Below are 13,962 nucleotides of genomic sequence, written 5' to 3'. Positions count from 1 at the left end.
CGCCGGCCTCCGCCTTCCGGCCTTCCCGCCTTCCCGCCGACGGTGCGTCAGCCGGCGGCCCCCGCCGCGCCCACGCAGGCCTCGTTGCCCTCGGGGTCGGCCAGCACCCAGTGGTTCGGCGCGTGCTCGTCCGTCACCAGCCGGCCGCCGGCGGCGAGCGCGGCGGCGATCCGTGCCTCGGCCAGGTCGTGCGGCACCCACACGTCCACGTGCACCCGGTTGCGCTGCGGGCGCGGCTCGTCCATCTGCTGGAAGTAGAACGGCGCGCCGCGGCGCAGCGGATCGATCAGGTCCTCCGGGCTGCCCGACCGGTCCCGGTAGCCGAGCAGCGCGCGCCAGAACGCGACCACGGCGGGCTGCTCCAGTGCGTCGATCGTCACCTGCACCGTCTGCACGCCCTGCGGCTCGGCCACCGCGCCCACCTCGCGCGCGGCCTCGGACACCCGGCGCGCCAGCTCGACGTGCCGCTCCGTCAGCCCGTAGTACTCCTCGCCCGCCTCGATCAGCCGGGCGGTCACCCCTTCGGCCCGCAGGTCGAGGTCCACCTCCCCGACCCCGTCCACCGCCGCCCCGATCGCCTCGACCAGCCGAACCCCACCCGCGAACGACCCGGTCCGGAAGAAGGCGCACGCCCCCTCCCCCAGCACCCGCCAGTCCTCGGTCCCGGGCGCCGCGTGGAACGCCGACGGCCTGATCCGCCCACTCACCTGGTTGTCACTCATCCCGGCAGCCTAGAGCCTGCGGTGGCGTCGTCGGCGGGCGCGGACCTCCTCGGTCAGGATGTTCCTTGACCCAGATTTGGTGAACCCTTGCCTACTCAACGACCGTGAGGGCATTGAGTGTTGCCCGCCCGCCTTCTACGCTCGCGCCGGTCCGGACCCGGTGCGCCTGATCCACACCGGGTCGTCCGGGCCACGCAAGTCCCCCGAAACAACCCTCAGGAGGACTCTTGAAGGCTCCATCAGCACGTCGCTGGCTGCTTGTGGGGGTGAGCAGCCTGGCCCTCGCCGCCTCCGGCGTGCTCGCCGCGCCGGCGGTCACCACCGCGAGCGGCCCGATCTCGCTCGCCGCCTACCCCGAACTGCGGCCCACCGTGGCCGAGTACGCCCAGGTCACCGCCGGGGAGGTCCCGCCGACCCAGGCCCAGTGCGCCGCGGCCGGCCGGCGCTGTTTCGCCCCGCAGGCGATCCGCGCGGCGTACAACCTCGGCCCGCTGTACGCCGACGGCTTCGACGGGCGCGGCCAGACCATCGCCGTCGTCGACTCCTACGGCAGCGACACCATGGCGCACGACCTGCACGTCTTCGACCAGGCCTTCGGCGTGCAGCCGATGTGCGGCGAGGAGGGCGTCACCTGCGCGCCCGGCATGCCGACGTTCAGCACGCTGCACGTCCAGGGCTCGCCCGACACCAAGGCCCCGCCGGCGACCGGCAAGGGCACCGGCCAGGAGGACAGGAGCGCGTGGGCGCTCGAAGTCGCCCTGGACGTCGAGACCGCCCACGCGATGGCGCCCAACGCCAACATCCTGCTGGTCTCCACCCCGACCGCCGAGACCCTCGGCGTGCAGGGCTTCCCGGCGATGATGAACGCCGAGCAGTACGTGGTCGACCACCACCTGGCCACCGTCATCTCGCAGTCCTTCGCGTCCGCCGAGGGGGCGTTCGGCAGCGCCCAGTCGATCGAGCACCTGCGGCACGCCTTCAAGTCGGCCGCCGAGAACGGGGTCACCGTGCTCGGCTCCTCCGGCGACGACGGCAGCAGCGGCTCGAAGAAGACCCCGGTCAAGGACGGCGGCACCACGCTGCCCGACCCGGCCGTCGAGTGGCCCGCCTCCGACCCGTTGGTCACCGGCGTCGGTGGCACCTACCTGTGCACCGACCCGGACGCGACCGGCGGCCGTACCGCGACCGGTGGCGCCCCCGCGAAGTGCGCGGCCAGCCCCGGCGCGGCGGAGGTCGGCTGGACCTTCTCCGGCGGCGGCTTCAGCCAGGTCTTCGACCGTCCCGCCTACCAGAACTCCCTGCCGGCCGGGTCCACCGCGGTCGGCGCCAAGCGCGGCGTCCCCGACATCGCGCTGCAGGCCAGCGCCGGCACCGGCGCGCTGGTGTACGTCTCGCTCCCGCCCGACGGCCAGGGCGGCCTGGACTGCGGCGGCACGCCGTGCAGCACCGGCTGGTACGACATCGGCGGCACCTCGCTCGCCTGCCCCGAGTGGGCCGGCCTGGTCTCCATCGCCGACCAGATCAACGGTGGCGGCCTCGGCCTGATCAACCCGGCGCTGTACAAGATCGCCGGTGACCCGGGCACGTACGCGGCCGACTTCTACGACATCACCCTCGGCAACAACACCGCCGACCCGTCGGTGCCCGGCTACCCCGTCACCACCGGCTGGGACCCGGTCACCGGCCTCGGCACGCCCAACGCGGCGAAGCTGCTGCCCGACCTGGTGGCCGCCGTCCGCGCGGGCTGACGGCAGCGCCGTGACCACCCGCGGTCGCGGGCCGCACCACTGCTGACGGCCCCCCACCGGCCAGGCCCGGCCCGGGACTTCATCGCCGGTTCCGGGGGCCCGCCGGGCCCCCGGAGCAGGCTCAGCCGGAGCCGACGAGGTCGGGCAGGTGGGCGACCGCCTGCTGCCGCGGGCGCGAGCTCACCGGGCTCCCGCCCAGGCCAACAGGTGGTCCACCGACCAGGCCGTCAGGATCCGTTCCGCGTCCAGGCCGAGGTCCGCGGCGCGTTCGCAGCCCGTGATCTGCCAGTCGAGCTGGCCCGGCGCGTGGGCGTCGGTGTCGATGGAGAAGAGGCAGCCGAGGTCGGCGGCGAGGGTGAGGAGGTCGTCCGGGGGGTCCTGGCGGTCGGGGCGGCAGTTGATCTCGACGGCGGTGTCGTGTTCCCGGCAGGCCGTGAACACGGCCTCCGCGTCGAACTCGGACTGCGGGCGGGGCTTCTCGCCGAGTCGCCGCCCGGTGCAGTGGCCGAGGACGTCGACCAGCGGGTTGCGGACGGCCGCGAGCATCCGCCGGGTCATCGCGGAGCTGTCCATCCGCAGTTTGGAGTGCACCGAGGCGACCACCACGTCCAGCCGGCCGAGCAGTTCCTCGTCCTGGTCGAGCGAGCCGTCGTCGAGGATGTCGCACTCGATGCCGGTGAGGAGCCGGAACGGGGCGAGTCGACCGTTCAGCTCCTCGATCACGTCGAGCTGTTCGCGCAGCCGTTCCGCGCTGAGGCCGCCCGCGACGGTGAGGCGGGGCGAGTGGTCGGTGAGGACGGCCCAGTGGTGGCCGAGGGAGCTGGCGGTGCGGGCCATCAGTTCGATCGGGACGGTGCCGTCGGACCAGTCCGAGTGCAGGTGGCAGTCGCCCTGGATCTTCTCGCGCAGCCGCAGCGCGCCGGTGGAGGGGCGGGTCCGGCGGCGGCGCGGGCCTCGGCCTCCAGCAGGTACTGCGGGGTGCGGCCGACGGAGGCGTCGGCGATCACCCGGGCGGTGGCGGGGCCGACGCCCGGGAGGCGTTCGGCGGTGGCGACGTCGATGGGTTCGGCGGGCAGTTGGGCTGCGGCCTCGGCGGCGGTGCGGAAGGCCTTCACCCGGTACGGGGAGGCGAGTTCGCGTTCCAGCAGGAAGGCGATGCGTTCCAGGGTGGTGACCGGGTCCATGCGGCCAGTCTGCGGGGGGCCCGGCGGGGTCGCACGCGGGCGACCTCCGCCGTGGCGCCGCGCGACCTCCGGCGCGGCACCGCACCGCACCGGCCCCCGCCGCGCCCTCGGTCGACCCGCTGACCGTCCGGCGATCCACCCGAGGCCGTCCGGCCATCCGCGCGGGAATCCGCCCGGTGATCTGCCCGAACCCCTTGTTGACACTCTGTCTCATTGGTTTACTCCTCCTGAAGCCCCTGCCGCCCCCACCCTCCGGAGCCCGCCGATGCCCGACACCGCCGCCCCCACCGGGACGATCGCCCAGCAGCGCAACGCCGACCGCGAACTCAACGCGGCGCGCCTGCTGCGCGCCTCCGCCAAGCACTCCTACGACCCGCTCACCGAGATCGACTGGGACGCGCCGCTCGACCCGGACCAGTACGCGCTGCCCGCCCACCGCGTCTCGCTCTACGGCACCCCGCTCTGGGAGCGCCTGGACGAGCGGCAGCGCGCGCAGCTGAGCGTCCATCAGTTCGCATCGACCACCGCGGCCGGCATCTGGTTCGAGCTGGTGCTGATGGAGGGCCTGATCCGGCACGTGTACGAGGGCGACCTGACCACCCGGCACGCCCAGTACGCGCTGACCGAGGTCGCGGACGAATGCCGGCACTCCACCATGTTCGCCCGCTACATCACCGCCACCGGCTACCCCTCCGCCCGGCCTACCCGGCGCGCGGACCGGCTCGGACGGCTGCACTTCCTGCTGAACGACACCACCATGACCTTCGCCGGGGCGATCTTCGTGGAGGAGTTCACCGACGCGATGCAGCGCGAGATGATCCGCGACGAGAGCCTGCAGCCGCTGGCCCGTTCGGTGGCCCGGATCCACGTGATCGAGGAGGCCCGGCACATCGGCTACGCCAAGCCGGAGCTGGAGCGGCGCTGGGCGAGGATGTCGCCGGCCCGGCGGGTGGTGTTCCGCCGGGCGCTGGCGCTGCTGGCCCGCCAGTCGGTCGCCGAGATCGTCCACCCCCGGGTCTACGCCCTGGCGGGCCTCGACCCGGCCGAGGCCCGCCGGGCCGCCGCCGCCAACCCGCACTGGCAGCAGGCCCGGGTCGACTGGGCGCGCAAGGCGATGGAGTTCTTCGCCGACCTCGGCATCGTCACCCCCGAGACCGGCCGCCCCTGGCAGCGCGGCGCCCTGCTCCCCTGACACCCCGCCGCTGACACCCAGCCGCCTCACCCGGCCGGCACCCCGCCACTCCCCCGCCCGCGCGGCGGACCTCCCGCCCGGTGCCCGGCTGCCGGAGGATCGGATGCGTGAGCGAGACGAGCGCAACTGACGGGATCCGGCTCGGGACGAATCGCGGCCGGTGGGTGGTCGCGGCGACCGCCCTGGGCTCCGGCATGGCGATGCTGGACGGCACGGTGGTGAACGTCGCGCTGCCGCGGATCGGCGAGGACCTGGGCGCCGGCCTGGCGTCGCTGCAGTGGACGATCAACGCGTACATGCTGACGCTGGCCGCGCTGATCCTGCTGGGCGGCTCGCTGGGCGACCGGTACGGGCGGCGGCGGATCTTCCTGCTCGGGGTGGGCTGGTTCGCCGTCGCCTCGGCCGGTTGCGCGGCCGCGCCGAACGTCGAACTCCTGATCTTCGCCCGGGCGTTGCAGGGCATCGGCGGCGCCCTGCTGACGCCGGGCTCGCTGGCCATGCTGCAGGCGGTGTTCGCCGAGGAGGACCGGGCGGGCGCGGTCGGCGCGTGGTCGGGCCTGGGCGGGGTGGCGGCGGCGGTCGGACCGTTCCTGGGCGGCTGGCTGGTGGACGGGCCGGGCTGGCGGTGGATCTTCCTGCTGAACCTGCCGCTGGCCGCCGTGGTGGTCGCGGTGACGGCCCGTCACGTCCCGGAGAGCCGCGACCCCGACGAGCAGGGCCGCTTCGACGTGCTGGGCGCGCTGCTCGCCGCCCTCGCCCTCGCCGGGATCACCTACGCGCTGACCGAGGCCGGCTCCGGCCTCACCCCGGGCGCGGTGGTGGCCGGCCTCGCGGGCCTCGTCCTGGCCGCGCTGTTCCTCCTGGTCGAGCACCGCTCCGCGAACCCGATGCTGCCGCTGTCGCTGTTCCGCTCCCGCCTGTTCAGCTCCGTCAACCTGGTCACGCTCTGCGTGTACGGCGCGTTCAGCGGGGTGTTCCTGCTGCTCACGGTGCAGCTGCAGATCGTCTCCGGCTTCACCCCGCTGCTGTCCGGCCTGGCGCTGGTGCCGATCACCGTGCTGATGCTGCTGTTCTCCGGCCGGGCGGGCCGCTTCGGCCGCTCGGTGGGGCCGCGGATCCCGCTGACCGTCGGGCCGCTGGTGGTCGCCGCGGGCGTGCTGCTGATGCTGCGGATCGGCCCGGACGCGAACTACTGGACCGACGTGCTGCCCGCCGTCACCGTGCAGGGCGCCGGAATGACGCTGCTGGTCGCCCCGCTCACCGCGACCGTGCTGGCCGCCGTCGACGTCCGCCGCGCGGGCATCGCCTCCGGCGTGAACAACGCCGCCGCGCGCGCCGCCGGCCTGTTCGCGGTCGCCGCCATCCCGCCGCTGGCGGGCCTGAGCGGCGACGCCTACCGGATCCCCGCCGAGGTCGACAGCGCGTTCCACACCGCCATGCTGATCTGTGCGGGCCTGCTCGCCACGGGCGCCGTCCTCGCCCTCGCCACCATCCGCTCCGACGCGCTGACCCCGCCCCACCCCGTGGCCGAACCCGACTGCGACTGGTACTGCGCCCCGACCTCGCCCCCGATCCACCCGGACGAGGCCTGAGCCGGACGAGGCCCGGGCCCGAATGGGGCCCGAGCGACGCGAACCGGCCCCGGCGGAGTCCGCCGGGGCCGGTCAGGGCTGCTGACGATCCGTCAGAGGATGTCGCCGGGCGCGTACTTGGCGGCCTCGGGGTGGGCGGCGGCGACGGCCTCGATGCGGCGGACCAGTTCGCCGACCTGGGCGGAGGCGGCGCCGGTGAAGGAGAGCCGGTCGGCGAGCAGGGCGTCGAGCGCGGCGCGGTCCAGCGGGATGCGCGGGTCGGCGGCGAGCGCGGGCACCAGGGTGTTCTCGCGGGCGCCTTCGCGCATGGCGAGGGCGGCGGCGACCGCGTGCTCCTTGATGACCTCGTGCGCGGTCTCCCGGCCGACGCCGGCCCGGACCGCGCCCATCAGGACCTTGGTGGTGGCCAGGAACGGCAGGTAGCGGTCCAGCTCGGCCTCGATGACGGCGGGGAACGCGCCGAACTCGTCGAGGACGGTCAGGAACGTCTCCAGCAGGCCGTCGAAGGCGAAGAACGCGTCCGGCAGGGCGACCCGGCGGACCACGGAGCAGGAGACGTCGCCCTCGTTCCACTGGTCGCCGCCGAGCTCGGCGGTCATCGAGGCGTAGCCGCGCAGGATGACGGCGAGGCCGTTGACGCGCTCGCAGGAGCGGGTGTTCATCTTGTGCGGCATCGCCGAAGAGCCGACCTGGCCGGCCTTGAAGCCCTCGGTGACCAGCTCGTGGCCGGCCATCAGGCGGATGGTCTTGGCGATGCTGGACGGGCCGGCGGCGAGCTGGACCAGCGCGGAGACCACGTCGTAGTCGAGCGAGCGCGGGTAGACCTGGCCGACCGAGGTGAAGACGTTCTCGAAGCCGAGGTGGCCGGCCACCCGGCGCTCCAGCTCGGCGAGCTTCTCGGCGTCCCCGCCGAGCAGGTCGAGCATGTCCTGCGAGGTGCCGACCGGGCCCTTGACGCCGCGCAGCGGGTAGCGGGCGATCAGGTCCTCGAGGCGGGCGTAGGCGACCAGGACCTCGTCGGCGGCGGTCGCGAAGCGCTTGCCGAGGGTGGTGGCCTGGGCGGCGACGTTGTGCGAGCGGCCGGCCATCACGAGCTCGCCGTACTGGGCGGCGAGCCGGCCGAGACGGACCAGGACGGCCACCGTGCGGTCGCGGACGTGCTCCAGCGACTGGCGGATCTGCAGCTGCTCGACGTTCTCGGTGAGGTCGCGCGAGGTCATGCCCTTGTGGATCTGCTCGTGCCCGGCGAGCTCGGAGAACTCCTCGATGCGGGCCTTCACGTCGTGCCGGGTGACCTGCTCGCGAGCGGCGATCGAGGCCAGGTCGACCTGGTCGACCACCCGCTCGTAGTCGGCGATCGCGGTGGGCGGCACCTCGATGCCGAGGTCCTGCTGCGCCTTGAGGACGGCCAGCCACAGGTGGCGCTCGAGGACCACCTTGTGTTCGGGGGACCACAGCTGGGCCAGGGTCGCCGAGGCGTACCGGGAGGCCAGGACATTGGGGATCTTGGGCTTCGCGCTCACGCTTCGCAAGCCTAACAGTCGAGGTCAGGAGGGAACGCAGCACGTCCGAAAACCGGGATGAGCGGGGCGGCGGGGCCGGGTTAGGGTCCGGGCATGACCAAGCGCACCTTCCGGATCATGGTCCGCGGCTCCTTCGACGCCCTGACCGACCAGCAGCGGGCCGAGCTGACCGCCGCGGCCGCCGAACACGACGTGCTGCACGCGCAGTTCACCGAGGAGGGCCACCTGACGTACGACCTGTCGGCCCGCCCGTTCTTCACCTTCCGGTTCCTGGAGTACGGGGAGGCGGAGGAGGACGTGGTGGCGGCGTCGGTCCGGGCGGAGACCGCGGCCGAGCTGTGGCTGACGGACCGCGGGTACGGCTACAAGAACCTGAAGTCGCAGGCGCAGGACATGGCGCTGGCGGCGGTCGGCGCACGGCAGAAGCAGGAGGCCCGGAAGAAGGGCTAGTTCAGAACAGCGCGTCCTGTTCGGCGGCGGGCCTGGCCCTGGGCAGCAGGGCCAGTCCGGCGCAGGTGTCGGCGTCCTCGGGGTGCAGCGTCCAGCCGCTGAGCAGGCGGGTGTCGAGCAGCAGCGGCGGGCCGTCGGGCGGGTCGAGGAAGAGGTGGCCGCCGATCGGTCGGCGCAGGGTGCCGGTCAGGCGGGCGCCGTCGGCGAGGGCCTTGATCTGCTGGTAGTGGTCGGGGGCGCCGCCGGTGAGGCCGTACAGCTCGACCTGGTCGGTGACGGGGTGGTCGGGCAGCAGGGTCAGCGGGTGGTCGGCGAGCAGCCGGTGGGCGCGGGTGCGGGCGGCGGTGAGTTCGGCGTGCCGCTGGGCGGCCTCGGGCAGGCTCCACCAGGCGGGGTACTTGGCCGCGGCGGGGATCCGTTCGCGGGCCAATTTGCTGTGGGCCAGCGCGAGTTCGGCGCGGCGGACGGCGGGCAGCGGACCGTTGGCGAGGAACGTCCAGGTCAGGGCGGCCTGTTCGAGCAGGCGGACGGTGCCGCGTTCCTCCGCGGTGAGGCCGACCTTGAGCAGGCCGGGGGCGAACCAGGCGAGGTACAGGCGGTAGCTGCGGCCGTCGTCGAGAATCCGGTCGCGGGCGAGTTGGAGTCCGCGGTCGGCGCTCTGGCAGCTCGGGCACTGGCTGCTGGTGCCCTCGGGTTCGACGGTGGCGCGGTGCGGGCAGTCGCGGTGGCCGCGGGCGGTGTACGCGCCGGTGCAGCGGCGGGGGCCGGCGATCCGCCAGGCGACCGGGAGCCCGTCGGTGAGCGGCCGGGCGTGGCGCTGCCGGCCGTCGGTGGCGGTGAGTTGGGGTGCGCCGTCGTGCCAGCGCAGTCCGGTGGCGGTCCATCCGCTCGCCTGGTGCATCCGGAGAGCGTACGTCACGCCACTGACAGTCAGGCGACGTCCGGGGTCAGGGGCGCAGCAGCAGGGGCAGGACCTGGTCGCAGAGCCGGGAGAGGGCGGCGCGCTGTTCGGGGTCGAGGCTGTCGAAGGCGGCGCGGGCCCGGGTCATGTCGTCGCGGATCCGGTCGAGGACGGTGCTGCCCTGGTCGGTGATGGTGACGATCTTGACGCGCCGGTCGGCGGCGGCGGCTTCGCGGCGGGCGTAGCCGAGTGCTTCGAGGCGGTCGACGATGCCCGTGACGTTGGAGGCGTCGCAGCCGAGGCGCCCGGCCAGCGCGCGCATCGGGACCGGCTCCAGGACGGCCTTGAGGGCCTTGGCCTGGGAGGAGTTCAGCCCGTGGCGGGCCGCCGCGGCGGCGAAGTCGTGGAAGTAGGCCGTGCCGACGGCCGCGACCTGCTCCATCAGTTCGGTGGTGGAGGGTGCGGTGCCGGTACCGGTGCCTGTGGTGCCCATGGCGGTCAGGGTACGCCCATTCATTTCATTGCCTCCAGTATTGAACGGGGCAAGTATTCAGGGGATTCCGTGGACGGTGCGCCTCAGAGGACCAGACGGTCGAACAGGTGGTGCAGTTCCGCCTCGGGGTCGGCGGTCAGCCCGGTGTGCACCGGCCCGGGCTGGACGACGGCGCTGCGCGGGGCGGTGAGCCAGCGGAACCGCTGCCCGGCGCTGTCCCGGGCGGCCGGACCGGCGGCCTCGCCGCCCGCGCAGACCGCCTCGATGCCGCGCAGCGCGCGCCGCACCCCGGTGACGTCGGCGACCGGGTCGAGCGCCAGCAGCCGCCCCTGGTCGAGGTGGGTGCGGGCGCCGAGGAAGCCTGCCTCGCGGCAGTACAGCAGCACGCCGACGTTGACGCACTCACCGCGTTCGACCCGGGGCACGGCCCGGATCAGCGCGTACTCGTAGTCGCCGAGTCGTCCGTCCATCAGGCGGCCACCTCCGGGAGCCAGTCGCGGGGCCCGGCCAGCCGGGCGGTGAGCTGCGCGGTGTAGGCGGCGCGGACGTCCTCGGGGCCGGCGAAGCCGGGCTCCTCGGCCAGCCAGAGGTCGGGGACGGCGGCGACGGCGGCGGGCAGCGCCTTCTCGGCCAGCGCGGCGAGTTCGGCGTCGACCTGCGCCAGGTGGCCGGCGGCGTGCCGCAGGGCGTGGTCGGAGGCGTCGTAGGGCTTGCGGCGCCACTTCTCGGCGCCCGCCCAGCTGTGGTGGAAGATCAGGCTGGCGCCGTGGTCGATGAGCCGCAGGCCGCCGGTGGCGACCAGCAGGTTGGGGTTGCGCCAGGACCGGTCGACGTTGCCGATCAGGGCGTCGAACCAGAGCACCCGGGCGGCGACGTCGGGCTCGACCTCGAAGCACAGCGGGTCGAAGTTCAGCGCCCCGGAGACGTAGGCCATGCCGAGGTTGGTGCCGCCGCTGGCCCGCATCTGGTCCTGGATCTGCACCTCGGGCTCGCTGCGGGCGAGCACCGGGTCCAGGTCGACCAGGGCGAGTTCGGGCACCGGCAGGCCGAGCCGGCGGCCGAGTTCGCCGGCCAGCACCTCGGCGACCAGCGCCTTGCGGCCCTGGGCCGCGCCGACCCATTTCAGGACGTACAGCCGGCGGTCGTCGGCCTCGATCAGGCCGGGCATCGAGCCGCCTTCGCGCAGCGGCGTCGCATAGCGGACGGCCGTCACCTCGGAGAGCATCCGGACAGCCTAGCGGCCCGGCCGCGGGGCATGGCCCGGCGTCCGGCGGGCAGGCGGCCCGTAGCCGTTGGAGATGCACCCGCCGATACCGCGTGCGAGTGTGGCCAACAGTCGTCCTTGCTACTCACGGACCTGCAAACGTAGGGGATGAACGATGGAACGACCTCGGATCCTGATCGTCGGCGGCGGCTTCGCCGGGCTCGAGTGCGCGCGCCGACTGGAGCGCAAGCTCGCCCCCTCCGAGGCGGAGATCTCCCTGGTCACGCCGTTCTCGTACCAGCTGTACCTGCCGCTGCTGCCGCACGTCGCCGCCGGGGTGCTGACCCCCCAGTCGGTGGCGATCTCGCTGCGCCGGACGCTGCGGCGCACCCACATCGTGCCGGGCGGGGCGATCGGCATCGATCCGCGGTCGAAGGTCGCGGTGGTCCGCAAGATCACCGACGAGGTGGTGGCGGAGAAGTACGACTACCTGGTGCTCGCGCCGGGCAGCGTCACCCGGACGTTCGACATCCCCGGCCTGCCGGACTACGCGCGCGGGATGAAGACGCTCGCCGAGGCGACGTACATCCGCGACCACGTGATCGCCCAGCTCGACCTGGCCTCGGCGTCCATGGACGAGCGGGAGCGGGCCTCCCGGCTGCAGTTCGTGGTGGTCGGCGGCGGCTACGCGGGCACCGAGACCGCGGCCTGCCTGCAGCGGCTGACCACGGCGGCGGTCCGGCGCTACCCGCGGCTGGACCCGGAGCTGGTCAAGTGGCACCTGATCGACATCGCGCCGAAGTTGATGCCGGAGCTCGGCGACAAGCTCGGCGTGACCGCGATGGAGATCCTGCGCAAGCGCGGCGTGGACGTGTCGCTGGGCGTGTCGGTGGCGGAGGTCGGCGCGGAGACGGTGAAGTTCACCGACGGCCGCACGCTGCCCTGCCGGACGCTGATCTGGACGGCGGGCGTCGCCGCCTCGCCGCTGGTGGGCACGCTGGACGCGGAGACGGTGCGCGGGCGGCTCGCGGTGACGGCGGAGATGCGGGTGCCGCAGTTCGAGGGCGTGTTCGCGCTCGGCGACGCGGCCGCGGTGCCGGACCTGGCGAAGGGCGACGGCGCGGTCTGCCCGCCCACCGCGCAGCACTCCGCCCGGCAGGGCAAGAAGTGCGCCGACAACCTGGTGGCGGCGCTGCGCAACCAGCCGCTGCAGCCGTACTTCCACAAGGACCTCGGCCTGGTCGTCGACCTGGGCGGCACGGATGCGGTGTCGAAGCCGCTGGGCATCGAACTGCACGGCATGCCGGCCCAGTTGGTGGCCCGCGGCTACCACGTGATGGCGATGCGGACCAACGCCGCGAAGTACCGCACCGGGGCGAACTGGCTGCTGAACGCCACCGCCGGCGACGACTTCGTGCGCACCGGGTTCCTGGCCCGCCAGCCCGCCCGGCTGCGGGACTTCGAGTACACCGACGCGTACCTGACCCGCGACCAGGTCCGCGAGCACGCGCAGGCGCTGCTAGCCAAGGGCTGAGCACCCCGCCCGCTGCGTTCCCGTCCTTCGAGCCCCCGTCCGGCGCCTGCCGGGCGGGGGCTCGCGGCTGTCGGGCGCCCCGGGCTCGGGCTCGCGCTCAGGTGAGGCGGGAGCCGCCGGGGGCTGGGCGGGCCAGGACGGCGGCCAGGTCGGCGGCCAGGGCGGTGGCCTCGGCGGGGAGGAGGGTGGAGATGCTGATCCGGACGCCGGGCGGGGAGCCGAGGCGGAACCGGGCGCCGGGGGCGGTGACCCAGCCGCGCTGCAGCAGGGCGGCGGCGGTGGCGGTCTCGTCGGGGACGGGGATCCAGACGTTGAGTCCGCTCTCGCCGTGGGCGCGGATGCCGTGCGCGGCCAGCGCGGTGAGCAGCGCGTCGCGGCGGGCGCGGTAGACGGGGGCGGGGGCGACGGGGCGGCGGCGCAGTTCGAGGACGGCGCGTTGCAGCAGGTGGCTGACCCAGCCGGCGTCCAGCCGCTGGCGGCCGAGCACGCGGGCGACGGTGTCGGCGTCGCCGATCGAGACGGCCACCCGCAGGTCGGGGCCGAGCGCCTTGGCGGCGGAGCGGATCAGCGCCCAGTGGGTGACGGTGCCGGCGGCGAGGGACTGGAAGGGCTGGTCGACCATGCCGTGGCCGTGATCGTCCTCGATCAGCACGGTGGTGGGGCGGGCGGCCAGCACGGCGCGCAGGGCGGCGGCGCGGGCGGGGGTGAGGGCGGCACCGGTGGGGTTCTGGGCGCGGCTGGTGACGATCAGGGCGCGGGCGCCCGCGTCCAGGGCGGCCGCCACCGCCTCGGGCAGCGGGCCCTGGTCGTCGAGGGGGACGGGCGCGGTGCGCAGGCCGAGGGCGGGCAGCAGGTCGAGCACGCTGCCCCAGCCCGGGTCCTCGACGGCGACGGTGTCGCCGGGGCGGAGGGTGGCGGTCAGGACCCGCGCGATGGTGTCCAACGCGCCCGAGCAGACGGCGAGTTCGCCCTCGGGGGCGCCGTCGGCGCGGAACTCGGCGCGGAAGTCGTCGAGCAGCTCCGGTTCGGCGACGGGGTCGCCGTAGAGGACGGTGGGGCCGGCCGCGGCGGCGGCCAGGGCGGGGCCGAGCGGCGGCAGCAGGGCCGGGTCGGGGTTGCCGGCGGACAGGTCGCGGGCGCCGGACGGGACGGGCAGCCGGGCCTGGTCGCGGGGGGTGGTGACGGGGCGGGGGCGGATCCGGCTGCCGCGCCGCCCGGCGGTCTCGATGACGCCGCGTTCGCGCAGCAGGCGGTAGGCGGCGGCCACCGTGTTGGGGTTGACGCCGAGCTCGCCGGCCAGGTCGCGCAGTGGCGGCAGGGCGGCCCCCGGGGGCAACTCCCCCGCCGCGACCGCGCGTTCGACGTCGGCGGCAATCTCGCTGGCACGCCGACCGGTGATCCGATACTCTCCTAGCACAA

At 74.4% G+C, this 13,962-nt stretch carries 12 protein-coding genes and 1 pseudogene; 5 read left to right on the top strand and 8 right to left on the bottom strand.

From position 1 onward, the window contains the following. Window positions 1-47 precede the first annotated feature (47 nt). Window positions 48-722 (bottom strand): VOC family protein, encoded by a 675-nt coding sequence (locus BX266_RS31420; RefSeq protein WP_099905399.1) that lies wholly within the window; start codon window positions 720-722, stop codon window positions 48-50. Window positions 723-988: 266 nt separating this feature from the next. On the opposite strand from BX266_RS31420, the gene BX266_RS31415 reads away from it, so the two are divergent. Beyond that, entirely contained in the window at window positions 989-2,470 is a 1,482-nt protein-coding gene (locus BX266_RS31415; RefSeq protein ID WP_099905397.1) for a S53 family peptidase, read from the top strand. Between the two features lie 180 nt (window positions 2,471-2,650). Here the strand turns inward: BX266_RS31415 and BX266_RS31410 are convergent. Continuing rightward, window positions 2,651-3,654, bottom strand: a pseudogene (locus tag BX266_RS31410) (PHP domain-containing protein). Window positions 3,655-3,919: 265 nt separating this feature from the next. On the opposite strand from BX266_RS31410, the gene BX266_RS31405 reads away from it, so the two are divergent. Next, window positions 3,920-4,846, top strand: a complete 927-nt coding sequence (locus tag BX266_RS31405) for a diiron oxygenase (protein ID WP_099905392.1) — start codon at window positions 3,920-3,922, stop codon at window positions 4,844-4,846. Between the two features lie 107 nt (window positions 4,847-4,953). After that, window positions 4,954-6,438: an MFS transporter gene (locus BX266_RS31400; RefSeq protein WP_099905390.1), complete on the top strand. Its 1,485-nt coding sequence runs from the start codon at window positions 4,954-4,956 to the stop codon at window positions 6,436-6,438. A gap of 92 nt (window positions 6,439-6,530) precedes the next feature. On the opposite strand, the gene purB is transcribed toward BX266_RS31400, so the two are convergent. Beyond that, on the bottom strand, window positions 6,531-7,961 hold the full coding sequence (purB, locus tag BX266_RS31395) for an adenylosuccinate lyase (RefSeq protein ID WP_099905388.1): 1,431 nt from the start codon (window positions 7,959-7,961) through the stop codon (window positions 6,531-6,533). A 93-nt stretch (window positions 7,962-8,054) separates the two neighbouring features. Between purB and BX266_RS31390 the strand changes: the two genes are divergently transcribed. Further along, on the top strand, window positions 8,055-8,411 hold the full coding sequence (locus BX266_RS31390; RefSeq protein WP_099905386.1) for a DUF6204 family protein: 357 nt from the start codon (window positions 8,055-8,057) through the stop codon (window positions 8,409-8,411). A gap of 1 nt (window position 8,412) precedes the next feature. Here BX266_RS31390 and BX266_RS31385 read toward each other — a convergent pair whose 3' ends face one another. The 4 genes from BX266_RS31385 to BX266_RS31370 form a co-directional block, all read right to left on the bottom strand. Next, a complete protein-coding gene (locus BX266_RS31385) occupies window positions 8,413-9,330 on the bottom strand; it encodes a DUF2797 domain-containing protein (RefSeq protein WP_143687041.1) in 918 nt (305 codons plus the stop codon). 28 nt (window positions 9,331-9,358) lie between these two features. Continuing rightward, window positions 9,359-9,805: a MarR family winged helix-turn-helix transcriptional regulator gene (locus tag BX266_RS31380; RefSeq protein ID WP_099905382.1), complete on the bottom strand. Its 447-nt coding sequence runs from the start codon at window positions 9,803-9,805 to the stop codon at window positions 9,359-9,361. Between the two features lie 83 nt (window positions 9,806-9,888). Beyond that, the gene (locus BX266_RS31375) at window positions 9,889-10,275 is read right to left on the bottom strand and encodes a DUF3037 domain-containing protein (RefSeq protein WP_099905379.1); all 387 of its coding nucleotides are present in this window, start codon (window positions 10,273-10,275) and stop codon (window positions 9,889-9,891) included. Then, window positions 10,275-11,030 (bottom strand): HipA family kinase, encoded by a 756-nt coding sequence (locus tag BX266_RS31370; RefSeq protein WP_099905377.1) that lies wholly within the window; start codon window positions 11,028-11,030, stop codon window positions 10,275-10,277. The genes BX266_RS31375 and BX266_RS31370 overlap by 1 nt, the downstream gene beginning before the upstream one ends. Before the next feature lie 154 nt (window positions 11,031-11,184). On the opposite strand from BX266_RS31370, the gene BX266_RS31365 reads away from it, so the two are divergent. Continuing rightward, a complete protein-coding gene (locus BX266_RS31365) occupies window positions 11,185-12,543 on the top strand; it encodes an NAD(P)/FAD-dependent oxidoreductase (protein ID WP_099905375.1) in 1,359 nt (452 codons plus the stop codon). Between the two features lie 97 nt (window positions 12,544-12,640). On the opposite strand, the gene BX266_RS31360 is transcribed toward BX266_RS31365, so the two are convergent. Beyond that, a complete protein-coding gene (locus BX266_RS31360) occupies window positions 12,641-13,960 on the bottom strand; it encodes an aminotransferase class I/II-fold pyridoxal phosphate-dependent enzyme (RefSeq protein ID WP_099905373.1) in 1,320 nt (439 codons plus the stop codon). Window positions 13,961-13,962: the final 2 nt, after the last annotated feature.

It is taken from the genome of Streptomyces sp. TLI_171 (assembly GCF_003610255.1).
Lineage (GTDB): Bacteria > Actinomycetota > Actinomycetes > Streptomycetales > Streptomycetaceae > Kitasatospora.
The sequence above is the reverse complement of the archived record's forward strand: the minus strand, read 5'-3'. Positions and strand labels throughout refer to the sequence as shown.

What these genes read in the sequence shown, in the direction of transcription:
- BX266_RS31365 (WP_099905375.1), top strand. Translation starts at nt 11,185, where the DNA reads ATGGAACGACCTCGGATCCTGATCGTCGGCGGCGGCTTCGCCGGGCTC.
- BX266_RS31375 (WP_099905379.1), bottom strand. Translation starts at nt 10,275, where the DNA reads ATGGACGGACGACTCGGCGACTACGAGTACGCGCTGATCCGGGCCGTG.
- BX266_RS31390 (WP_099905386.1), top strand. Translation starts at nt 8,055, where the DNA reads ATGACCAAGCGCACCTTCCGGATCATGGTCCGCGGCTCCTTCGACGCC.
- BX266_RS31370 (WP_099905377.1), bottom strand. Translation starts at nt 11,030, where the DNA reads ATGCTCTCCGAGGTGACGGCCGTCCGCTATGCGACGCCGCTGCGCGAA.
- BX266_RS31380 (WP_099905382.1), bottom strand. Translation starts at nt 9,805, where the DNA reads ATGGGCACCACAGGCACCGGTACCGGCACCGCACCCTCCACCACCGAA.
- BX266_RS31405 (WP_099905392.1), top strand. Translation starts at nt 3,920, where the DNA reads ATGCCCGACACCGCCGCCCCCACCGGGACGATCGCCCAGCAGCGCAAC.
- BX266_RS31420 (WP_099905399.1), bottom strand. Translation starts at nt 722, where the DNA reads ATGAGTGACAACCAGGTGAGTGGGCGGATCAGGCCGTCGGCGTTCCAC.